Source organism: Acidovorax sp. FJL06, from assembly GCF_003852545.1.
In the GTDB taxonomy this organism is placed as follows: Bacteria; Pseudomonadota; Gammaproteobacteria; order Burkholderiales; family Burkholderiaceae_C; genus Acidovorax.
In genome coordinates, this window is the sequence record NZ_QAJR01000009.1 from 61,030 (window position 1) to 70,812 (window position 9,783).

Below are 9,783 nucleotides of genomic sequence, written 5' to 3' on the forward strand. Positions count from 1 at the left end.
CGGCGCGGGGCCTGCCGGGCGCAGTGCGGGGATATGCGGGTTTACCTGGCGCCTCCCCGGCGCACCAATGGTGTGCACACTTAGCAACATATTCCATAATACCCAGCGGCGCCAACCGCGCTTTCGCGCTCGGGGGCATTTCCCCAGCCCCTGGTGCACAACACTGCCGGGCAGAGCGACCAACCCGCATCCGCATGTTCGTCCTCCTCCATCCCTGCACCCATGTCTTCCTCTTCCCCTGCGCAGGCCCCAGCCTCCGACGCGGCGCCGGCCCCTGCTGCCGCGAGCCCTGACACCGAGCCGCGCTCCCTGCGGCTCGAGGACTGGCTCACCGTCCTCGTCATGGCCGCCCTCGCACTCATCACCTTTGCCAATGTGCTGGTGCGCTACTTCACCAATTCCTCGTTCGCCTGGACCGAAGAAATCTCCGTGTTCCTGATGATCGCGCTGGCGCTCATCGCAGGCTCTGCCGCCGTGGCACGCGACCAGCACATCCGCATCGAGTACTTTGCCGAAGGCGGCTCTGCCTTGCGCAGCAAGCGCCTGGCCATGCTGGGCGCGGCCACCGTGGCCCTGCTGTTTGGCGTAATTGCCGTGCTGAGCGTGCGCGTGGTGTGGGACGACTACCGCTTTGGCGAGACCTCGCCCGGCATCGGCGTGCCGCAGTGGTGGTACTCGGTCTGGCTGCCCGTGTTCTCAGCCCTCATCACGGCGCGTGCCGTGGGCCTGTTTATCCGCCGCAGCCGCAGTAGTGCCGATGGTGCTGAAGCCCACCCGCAGGAGCCTCAAGCATGATCGCCACCCTGCTGTTTGTGGCCTTTCTGGGCCTGATGTTCGTGGGCGTGCCGATCGGCGCCGCGCTGGGGCTGGCCGGTGCCGCCGCGATTGCGCTGGCCAATGCCGACAGCCAATGGTTCGGCCTCTTGGCCGTGCCGCAGAACTTCTATGCCGGGCTGGGCAAATACCCGCTGCTGGCCATCCCGATGTTCGTGCTGGTCGGCTCGATTTTTGACCGCTCGGGCGTGGCCCTGCGCCTCGTCAACTTTGCCGTCTCCATGGTCGGGCGTGGCCCCGGCATGCTGCCGCTGGTGGCGATTGCCGTGGCCATGTTCCTGGGCGGCATCTCGGGCTCGGGCCCGGCCAATGCGGCCGCTGTGGGCGGCGTGATGATCGCGGCCATGTCGCGCGCGGGCTACCCGCCTTCGTTCTCGGCCAGCGTGGTGGGCGCGGCAGCGGCCACCGACATCCTGATCCCGCCGTCCGTCGCCTTCATCATCTACTCGGTGCTGGTGCCGGGCGCCTCGGTACCCGCGCTGTTTGCGGCCGGCATGATCCCCGGCATCCTGGCCGGTGTGGCGCTCATCGTGCCCGCCGTGTGGATGGCGCGCAAACACAAGATGGGCGCACTCGAAGCCACCATGCCCCGCCCCCCGTTCTGGAAGAGCCTGCGCGAGGCCACCTGGGGCCTGGCCGCGCCGGTGCTGATTCTGGGCGGCATGCGCGCAGGCTGGTTCACGCCGACGGAAGCCGCCGTGGTCGCGGTGTTCTACGGCCTCTTCGTGGGCATGGTGATCCACCGCACGATCAAGGTGCGCGACCTGTTCCCCATCCTGCGCGAATCGGGCGAGCTGTCGGCGGTGATCCTCATCGTGGTCTCGCTCGCGGGCATCTTTGCCTACTCGCTGTCCACACTGGGCGTAATCGACCCGGTGGCCAATGCCATCGTGAACTCGGGCCTGGGCGAATACGGCGTGCTGGCACTGCTCATCGTGCTGCTCATCACCGTGGGTATGTTCCTGGACGGCATCTCAATCTTCCTGATCTTCGTGCCGCTGCTCTTGCCCATCATGCAGCACTACAAATGGGACCCGGTCTGGTTCGGCGTGATCCTGACCCTCAAGGTGGCCCTGGGCCAGTTCACCCCGCCACTGGCCGTGAACCTGATGGTGTCTTGCCGCATTGCCGGCGTGCGCATGGAGTCCACCGTGCGCTGGGTGGGCTGGATGCTGTTCGCGATGTTCCTGGTGATGGTGGCCGTGATTGCCTTCCCGCAACTCGCCCTGTGGCTGCCCGCCCAGATGGGTTACTGATATTGGTTTACTGATTTTTCCAACAAAGGAGACTGACCCCATGAAACTGCGTACCTTCCTGACCTCGGCCGTGGCCACTGCGGCCGCCCTGGCCTTCACCGCCCCCGCCGCCATCGCGCAGACCGCGTACAAGAGCGAGTACCGCATGTCGCTGGTGCTGGGCACGGCCTTCCCCTGGGGCAAGGGCGGCGAGCTGTGGGCCAACAAGGTGCGCGAGCGCACCAGCGGCCGCATCAACATCAAGCTGTACCCCGGCGTCTCGCTGATCCAGGGCGACCAGACGCGCGAGTTCAGCGCGCTGCGCCAGGGCGTGATCGACATGGCCGTGGGCTCCACCATCAACTGGTCGCCGCAGGTCAAGGCCCTGAACCTGTTCTCGCTGCCCTTCCTGTTCCCCAACTACGCCGCCGTGGACGCCGTGACACAGGGCGACGTGGGCAAGAGCATCTTCGCCACGCTGGACAAGGCAGGCGTGATGCCCCTGGCCTGGGGCGAGAACGGTTACCGCGAAATCTCCAACTCCAAGCAGGCCATCAAGAGCCCGGCCGACCTCAAGGGCCTGAAGATCCGCGTGGTGGGTTCGCCCCTGTTCCTCGACACCTTCACCGCCCTGGGCGCCAACCCCACGCAAATGAGCTGGGCCGATGCCCAGCCCGCGTTTGCCAGCGGCGCCGTGGACGGGCAAGAGAACCCCATCGCCGTCTACCAGGCCGCCAAGCTGCACACCGTGGCGCAAAAGCACATCACCATGTGGGGCTACGTGAACGACCCGCTGGTGTTTGTAGTAAACAAGGACATCTGGAACAGCTGGACCCCTGCGGACCGCGAGATCGTCAAGCAAGCGGCCATCGACGCTGGCAAGGAAGAAATCGCCATCGCCCGCAAAGGCATGGTCGAAGCCGACAAGCCCCTGCTCAAGGAAATCGCCGCCAATGGCGTGACCGTGACGCAGCTCTCCGCCGCCGAGCGCGACGCCTTCGTGAAGGCCACGCGCCCTGTGTACGACAAGTGGAAGGGCCAGATCGGCGCCGACCTGGTGACTGCGGCGGAAAAGGCGATTGCCACGCGCAAGTAAGCCGTTCGCTCCCAAAACGATAGCCCCTGGCGCTTGCCAATCAAGCGCCAGGGGCTTTTTTCATGCATTGAAGCGGCCCGAAGGATGGCCACGCGCGCCCCAGGGCGGCCACGCGGGCGAGGCCCAACGTTTTATGGCGCCACCCCGCCAGCCAAACCGGCAGCGCAACCAGCAGCCTTGCGCCCCAACCCCCATGACCTGGCTCAGGATTGAATGCCAAATTGGTAATACCAATTAAGAAAAACACAAACCACCAATCAAAACTAAGTAATAACCCTATTAATTTACACAACAATAAAGACCAAAATCCGACCACTTCACGCGGATGAGCATTTTTTGGTCATACCAATAAGGCAAAACGTCACTCTGTGAGTGCAAGGCGCTACGCGCTCTTTCATGCAGGCCCGCCCTCAGGTCTTCCCGACCCGCACCGCGCGCCACCGGAGACAACGCCGCCCCCCAAGGCGGCGCATCCACTGCGGTGAAGAAAGCCATGGGCCCCTGGCCCTTGTCTGCGTTTCAATGCCTCACTTACCGTTATGCAAACCCTCTGGCAACAAAACTATGACCCGGCCGGGAACATCTGGCTCTCCGCGCTCGTAGCCCTCATCCCCATCGTCTTTTTCTTTCTGGCCCTGACCAAGCTGCGGCTCAAGGGCTACCAGGCGGGCACCGTGACGGTGCTGCTGGCCCTGGGCGTGGCGCTGCTGTTCTACAAGATGCCCGTGAGCGCCGCGCTGGCCTCGGCCGTGTATGGCTTCTTCTACGGCCTGTGGCCCATCGCCTGGATCATTGTGGCCGCCGTGTTTCTATACAAGCTGTCGGTCAAGACCGGGCAGTTTGATGTGATCCGCAGCTCCATCCTGTCGGTCACGCACGACCAGCGCCTGCAACTCATCCTGGTGGGTTTCTGCTTTGGTGCGTTTTTGGAAGGCGCGGCTGGCTTTGGCGCCCCCGTGGCCATCACCGCTGCGCTGCTGGTGGGCCTGGGCTTCAAGCCGCTGTACGCCGCCGGCCTGTGCCTGATCGCCAACACCGCCCCCGTGGCCTTTGGCGCCATGGGCATTCCGGTCATCGTGGCCGGCCAGGTGTCGGGCATCGACCCCTTCCTCATCGGCCAGATGGCCGGGCGCCAGCTGCCCTTCATGACCATCCTGGTGCTGTTCTGGATCATGGCGATCATGGACGGCTGGCGCGGCGTGAAGGAGACCTGGCCTGCCGTGCTGGTGGGTGGCGGCTCGTTCGCCGTGGTGCAGTTCCTCACCGCCAACTACATCGGCCCTGAACTGCCCGACATCACCTCGGCCATCGTCTCGCTGATTGCCCTCACGGCCTTCCTCAAGGTGTGGCAGCCCAAGCGCATCTTCCGCTTTGACAGCAGCGACAGCACGGCAAGCCCTGCAAACACCACCGCTGCCAAGCCAGTGGCCGCCAGCACTGCGCCCCTCACCGCAGGCGCCATCATCAAGGCCTGGTCGCCCTTCATCATCCTGACCGGCATGGTCACCATCTGGAGCATCAAGCCCTTCAAGGCGCTGTTCGCCGCAGGCGGCCCCCTGGCCTCCACCATCATCAGCATCCCCGTGCCCATGCTGGACAAGCTGGTCGCCAAGATGCCCCCCGTGGTCGCACAGGCCACGCCATATGGCGCGGTGTACACCTTCAACTGGCTGGCCGCCACCGGCACCGCCATCCTGATTGCGGCCATCCTGACCATCGCCTTTGCCCGCTTCTCCCCCGCCAAGGCCGTGGCCACGCTGGGCGAGACGGTGCGCGAGCTGGTCATCCCCATCTACTCCATCGGCATGGTGCTGGCCTTTGCCTTCGTGGCCAACTACTCCGGCCTGTCGGCCACGCTGGCCCTGGCGCTGGCCCATACCGGCAAGGCCTTCACGTTCTTCTCGCCCTTCCTGGGCTGGATTGGCGTGTTCCTCACGGGCTCGGACACCTCGGCCAACGCCTTGTTTGGCGCGCTGCAGGCCACCACGGCCAACCAGCTGGGCCTGTCGCCCGTGCTCACCGTGGCGGCCAACACCACCGGCGGCGTCACCGGCAAGATGATCTCGCCCCAGTCCATCGCCATTGCCTGCGCGGCTGTGGGCCTGGCGGGCAAGGAATCGGACCTGTTTCGCTTCACCGTCAAGCACAGCCTGGTGTTCGCCGCCATCATCGGCATCCTCTGCACGCTGCAGGCCTATGTGTTTACGTGGATGATTCCGGGTCATTGAAACCCCGAATCTGAGAGCCCCCATGCGCCTAGCCGATCACGTTGTCGAAAAACTGCTTGCCCTGGTGCAAGACCGCGGACTGCAGCCCGGACAGAAGCTGCCCGCCGAACGGCAACTGGCCGAGGAGCTGGGGGTGTCGCGCACCTCGGTGCGCGAAGCCATCCAGAAGCTCACCAGCCAGGGCGTGCTCTCGGCCCGGCGCGGCGACGGCACCTACGTGCAGCAGCAATCGAACAAACCTGCCGAGTGGTTGCAGGAAGCCATGGTGCCGCTGGCAGGCCTGATCGAATCCGACCCCCACTACCGCTACGACGTGCTGGAAACGCGCCACGCGCTGGAAACCAGCACCGCCTGGCTGGCAGCGCAACGCGCCACCGCGCAGGACAAGGCGCACATCCAGCGTTGCTTTGAAGTGATGCTGCAGCACCAGCAAGGCGGCCACGCCGAGCTGGCCGCGCGCGCCGACGCGCAGTTCCACCTGGCCATTGCCGAAGCCTCGCACAACCTGGTGCTGGTGCAGGTCATGCACAGCCTGTTCACCGTGGTGCTCTCCACCGTGGAGCGCAACCGCCACGACATGTTCCGCCTGAGTGCGCCCGTCACGCTGCAAGCGCTCACGGCGCAGCACCAGGCGCTGATGCAAGCCATTCTGGACGGCGACCCGCAGCGCGCGCGTGCATGCATCGGCGAGCACCTGGAGCATGTGCGCGCCACCATCCAGCGCATGGACGAAGACCGCGCACGGCGCGAACGTTCCACGCGCCTTCCCCTTGATCTAGCACCCCACCCCAGAGATATCGAAACATGAAAGCGTGTCTTCGCACCCATGCCGTCGTTGCAAATCCTCGCCATAGCTACGGCTATGTCTGCGGTTTGCGCCTCGGCCTGGGCACGAATCCATCACTTTCATCCTGTTTCGATACCTCTGCGCCGGGGTGCTAACGCCAACGCTGCGGCCCGCAGCCGAGCCACCCACCCCGACATAAGAGAGCCATCGTGATCATCTCCTCCAGCGCAGACTACCGCGCAGCAGCGCAAAAATTTCTCCCGCCCTTCCTGTTCCACTACATCGACGGCGGCGCCTACGCCGAGCAAACGCTGCGCCGCAACGTGGATGACCTGGCCGCCGTGGCGCTGCGCCAGCGCGTGCTCAAGGACATGAGCCAGCTCGACACCAGCATCGATCTGTTTGGCGAGAAACTCTCGATCCCCGTGGCCCTGTCACCCGTGGGCCTGACCGGCATGTACCGCCGGCGCGGCGAAGTGCAGGCCGCCCGCGCAGCCGATGCGCATGGCATTCCGTTCACCATGTCCAGCGTGTCGGTCTGCCCCATCGAAGAAGTGGCGCCCAAACTCCAGCGCCCCATGTGGTTCCAGCTGTATGTGCTGAAAGACCGGGGCTTCATGCAGAACGCGCTGGAGCGCGCGCAGGCCGCAGGCTGCACCACCCTGGTGTTCACCGTGGACATGCCCGTGCCGGGCGCACGCTACCGCGACGCGCATTCGGGCATGAGCGGCCCCAACGCACCGCTGCGCCGCTACTGGCAGGCCATGACGCACCCGCGCTGGGCGGTGGACGTGGGCCTGCTGGGCCGCCCGCACGATTTGGGCAACATCTCAGCCTACCGTGGCAGCCCCACGGGCCTGCAGGACTACATGGGCTACCTGAGCGCCAACTTCGACCCGTCCATCTCATGGAAAGACCTGGAGTGGATTCGCGCCTTCTGGAAGGGCCCGATGGTCATCAAGGGCATCCTGGACCCCGAAGACGCCAAGGACGCCGTGCGCTTTGGCGCGGACGGCATCATCGTCTCCAACCATGGCGGCCGCCAGCTCGACGGCGTGCTGTCGTCCGCGCGTGCGCTGCCCGCCATTGCCGACGCGGTGAAAGGCCAGATCAAGATCCTGGCCGACTCGGGCATCCGCAACGGGCTGGACGTGGTGCGCGCCATCGCCCTGGGCGCCGACTGCGCCATGATCGGCCGCGCCTACATCTACGCGCTGGCCGCGGCGGGCGAGGCCGGTGTGAAGCACCTGCTCGAGCTGCTGGAGAAAGAAATGCGCGTGGCCATGACCCTGACCAGCGTGGCCAAGGTGGCCGACATCTCCGCTGACTTGCTGGTGCGCGAAGCATGAACGCCGCCACCCCCATCTCCCCTGCCTCCCCCGTCTCCCGTGATGCCCTGCTGGCCCAACTGCGCGATGCCGTGGGCGCCGCCCACGTCCTGACCGACGACCAGGCCACCCGGCGCTTTCGCAAAGGCCACCGCACCGGCGAAGGCCCGGTGCTGGCCGTGGTGCGGCCCGCCACCCTGCTGGAGCAGTGGAAGGTGCTGCAGGCCGCCGTGGTGGCGGACCGCATCGTCATCATGCAGGCGGCCAACACCGGGCTCACCGGGGGCTCCACCCCCGACGGCAACCAGTACGACCGCGAGATCATCCTCATGAACACGCTGCGCATCACCGGCGTGCAGGTGGTGCGCGGGGGTGAACAGGTGGTGTGCCTGCCCGGCGCCACACTCGACCGGCTGGAGCAGACGCTGATCCCCTTCAACCGCGAACCGCACTCGGTCATTGGCTCGTCGTGCATCGGCGCCTCGGTGCTGGGCGGCATCTGCAACAACTCGGGCGGCGCGCTGGTGCGCCGGGGCCCCGCCTACACCGAGCTGGCGCTGTACGCCCGCGTGAAGGGTGACGGCACGCTGGAGCTGGTGAACCACCTGGGCATCGAGCTAGGCCCAACGCCCGAAGACATCCTGACCCGCCTGCAAAACGGCAGCTACACCGAAGCCGACGTGCGCCATGAGCCTGAGCGCGCCGCATCGGACGCCCGCTACGCCCAGGACGTGCGCGCCGTGGACGCCGACAGCCCCGCCCGCTTCAATGCCGACCCGTCCCGCCTGTTCGAGGCCTCGGGCTCGGCCGGCAAGGTGTGCCTGTTTGCCGTGCGGCTCGACACCTTTCCCAAAGAACCCAGCACGGTGTTCTACATCGGCAGCAACGCGCCCGAAGACCTCACGGCCGTGCGCCGCCACCTGCTCACCGCCCTGCCGCGCCCGCCCATTGCCGGTGAATACATCCACCGCACCGCGTTCGACATTGGCGAGAAGTACGGCAAGGACACCTTCCTGCTCATCGATCGTTTTGGCACGGCCCGCGTGCCTGCGGCCTTTGCACTCAAGAGCAAGTGGGACGGTGTCTTTGAACGCATCGGCATGCGCGGCTTTGTGGACCACGCCATCCAGGCCGTGACCCGCCTGCTGCCCAGCCACCTGCCCCGGCGCGTGCGCCAATGGCGTGACCTGTACGAACACCACCTGCTGGTGCGCGTCTCCAATGACCAGGTGGAGGCCACACGTGCCTTCCTGGCCGAGCACTTTGCGCCCGCGCACACCGCAGGCGGCTGGTTTGAGTGCGATGCCGACGAAGGGCGCAAGGCCTTCCTGCACCGCTTTGCGATTGCAGGCGCCGCCATCCGCTACCGCGAGGTGCACCGCAGCGAGGTCGAAGACATCGTGGCGCTCGACATTGCGCTGCGCCGCAACGACCGTGCATGGGTAGAGCAGCTGCCGCAGGACGTGGAGCGCGATGTGGTGCACAAGCTGTACTACGGCCACTTCTTCTGCCATGTGTTCCACCAGGACTACATCGTGAAGAAGGGCGTGGACCCGCTGGCCATGGAGCACCGCATGTGGGAGCTGCTGGACGAGCGCCGCGCCGAGTACCCGGCCGAGCACAACGTGGGCCACCTCTACGTGGCCAAGCCCGCGCTGGCGGGCTTCTACCAGTCGCTGGACCCGACCAACACCTTCAACCCCGGCATCGGCCACACCCCGCGCGGGCGCGACTGGCAGGAATGCAACCACGCCAGCGGCGGCTGGCCCAAGGGGTATTCGGAGAACGCCTGAGCGCGCCGCTTAACCGGTTTGGGTCAATCAACCGCAGCCGGGCCAACGGGAGGCACCGGGTGCTTGATGGCGTTCTTCACCAGCTTGCGCTCCACGGCATCGCGCAGGTCCACACCGGTGTGGTCGGCCAGCTGCAGCAGGTAGAGCAGCACATCGGCCATCTCTTCACCCACGCGCTCTTTGCGCGCCGGGTCGGCGGTGAGCTGTTGCGACTCCTCGGGTGTGAGCCACTGGAACAGCTCCTGCAGCTCGGCCGCCTCCACCATCAGCGCCATGACCAGGTTCTTGGGTGTGTGGTACGGCTGCCACTGGCGGGCAGCGGCAAAGGCGCGCAGGCGTTGCTGCAGGTCGGCCAGGTCCAGCGTCATGCCACGCCCCTGGCGCAGCCAAAGCCACGCCTGCCGCAATTGCTACATATTTGATAGCTTGTTGCGCTTGCCCCATAAGCGCCAGAGGCCATTTTGCCTGATTAGCGACTTACC

General features: G+C 65.9%; 8 protein-coding genes. 7 read left to right on the forward strand and 1 reads right to left on the reverse strand.

Features of this window, described 5'->3' with window-relative positions; all coding sequences use genetic code 11:
• The first annotated feature begins 222 nt into the window (after positions 1–222).
• From DBV10_RS05490 to dld, 7 genes are all read left to right on the forward strand, one after another.
• On the forward strand, positions 223–795 hold the full coding sequence (locus DBV10_RS05490) for a TRAP transporter small permease (protein ID WP_124511432.1): 573 nt from the start codon (positions 223–225) through the stop codon (positions 793–795).
• Positions 792–2,090, forward strand: coding sequence for a TRAP transporter large permease (locus tag DBV10_RS05495; RefSeq protein ID WP_124511434.1), 1,299 nt, complete (start codon positions 792–794; stop codon positions 2,088–2,090). Before DBV10_RS05490 ends, DBV10_RS05495 begins: the two co-directional genes overlap by 4 nt.
• Before the next feature lie 40 nt (positions 2,091–2,130).
• Complete coding sequence (locus DBV10_RS05500) at positions 2,131–3,165, forward strand: DctP family TRAP transporter solute-binding subunit (protein ID WP_124511436.1); 1,035 nt, start codon at positions 2,131–2,133, stop codon at positions 3,163–3,165.
• Between the two features lie 539 nt (positions 3,166–3,704).
• Positions 3,705–5,393 carry an L-lactate permease gene (gene lldP / locus DBV10_RS05505; protein WP_124511438.1) on the forward strand — a complete coding sequence of 563 codons (1,689 nt, stop codon included), beginning with the start codon at positions 3,705–3,707 and terminating at the stop codon, positions 5,391–5,393.
• A 22-nt stretch (positions 5,394–5,415) separates the two neighbouring features.
• A complete protein-coding gene (lldR, locus tag DBV10_RS05510; protein WP_124511440.1) occupies positions 5,416–6,201 on the forward strand; it encodes a transcriptional regulator LldR in 786 nt (261 codons plus the stop codon).
• Positions 6,202–6,389: 188 nt separating this feature from the next.
• Positions 6,390–7,529 carry an FMN-dependent L-lactate dehydrogenase LldD gene (gene lldD / locus DBV10_RS05515; protein ID WP_124511442.1) on the forward strand — a complete coding sequence of 380 codons (1,140 nt, stop codon included), beginning with the start codon at positions 6,390–6,392 and terminating at the stop codon, positions 7,527–7,529.
• Positions 7,526–9,301: a D-lactate dehydrogenase gene (dld, locus tag DBV10_RS05520; RefSeq protein ID WP_124511444.1), complete on the forward strand. Its 1,776-nt coding sequence runs from the start codon at positions 7,526–7,528 to the stop codon at positions 9,299–9,301. Before lldD ends, dld begins: the two co-directional genes overlap by 4 nt.
• Before the next feature lie 23 nt (positions 9,302–9,324).
• On the opposite strand, the gene DBV10_RS05525 is transcribed toward dld, so the two are convergent.
• Positions 9,325–9,669, reverse strand: a complete 345-nt coding sequence (locus tag DBV10_RS05525; RefSeq protein ID WP_370451103.1) for a nucleotide pyrophosphohydrolase — start codon at positions 9,667–9,669, stop codon at positions 9,325–9,327.
• Positions 9,670–9,783: the final 114 nt, after the last annotated feature.

What these genes read in the sequence shown, in the direction of transcription:
- DBV10_RS05490 (WP_124511432.1), top strand. Translation starts at nt 223, where the DNA reads ATGTCTTCCTCTTCCCCTGCGCAGGCCCCAGCCTCCGACGCGGCGCCG.
- DBV10_RS05495 (WP_124511434.1), top strand. Translation starts at nt 792, where the DNA reads ATGATCGCCACCCTGCTGTTTGTGGCCTTTCTGGGCCTGATGTTCGTG.
- DBV10_RS05500 (WP_124511436.1), top strand. Translation starts at nt 2,131, where the DNA reads ATGAAACTGCGTACCTTCCTGACCTCGGCCGTGGCCACTGCGGCCGCC.
- lldP (WP_124511438.1), top strand. Translation starts at nt 3,705, where the DNA reads ATGCAAACCCTCTGGCAACAAAACTATGACCCGGCCGGGAACATCTGG.
- lldR (WP_124511440.1), top strand. Translation starts at nt 5,416, where the DNA reads ATGCGCCTAGCCGATCACGTTGTCGAAAAACTGCTTGCCCTGGTGCAA.
- dld (WP_124511444.1), top strand. Translation starts at nt 7,526, where the DNA reads ATGAACGCCGCCACCCCCATCTCCCCTGCCTCCCCCGTCTCCCGTGAT.
- DBV10_RS05525 (WP_370451103.1), bottom strand. Translation starts at nt 9,669, where the DNA reads ATGACGCTGGACCTGGCCGACCTGCAGCAACGCCTGCGCGCCTTTGCC.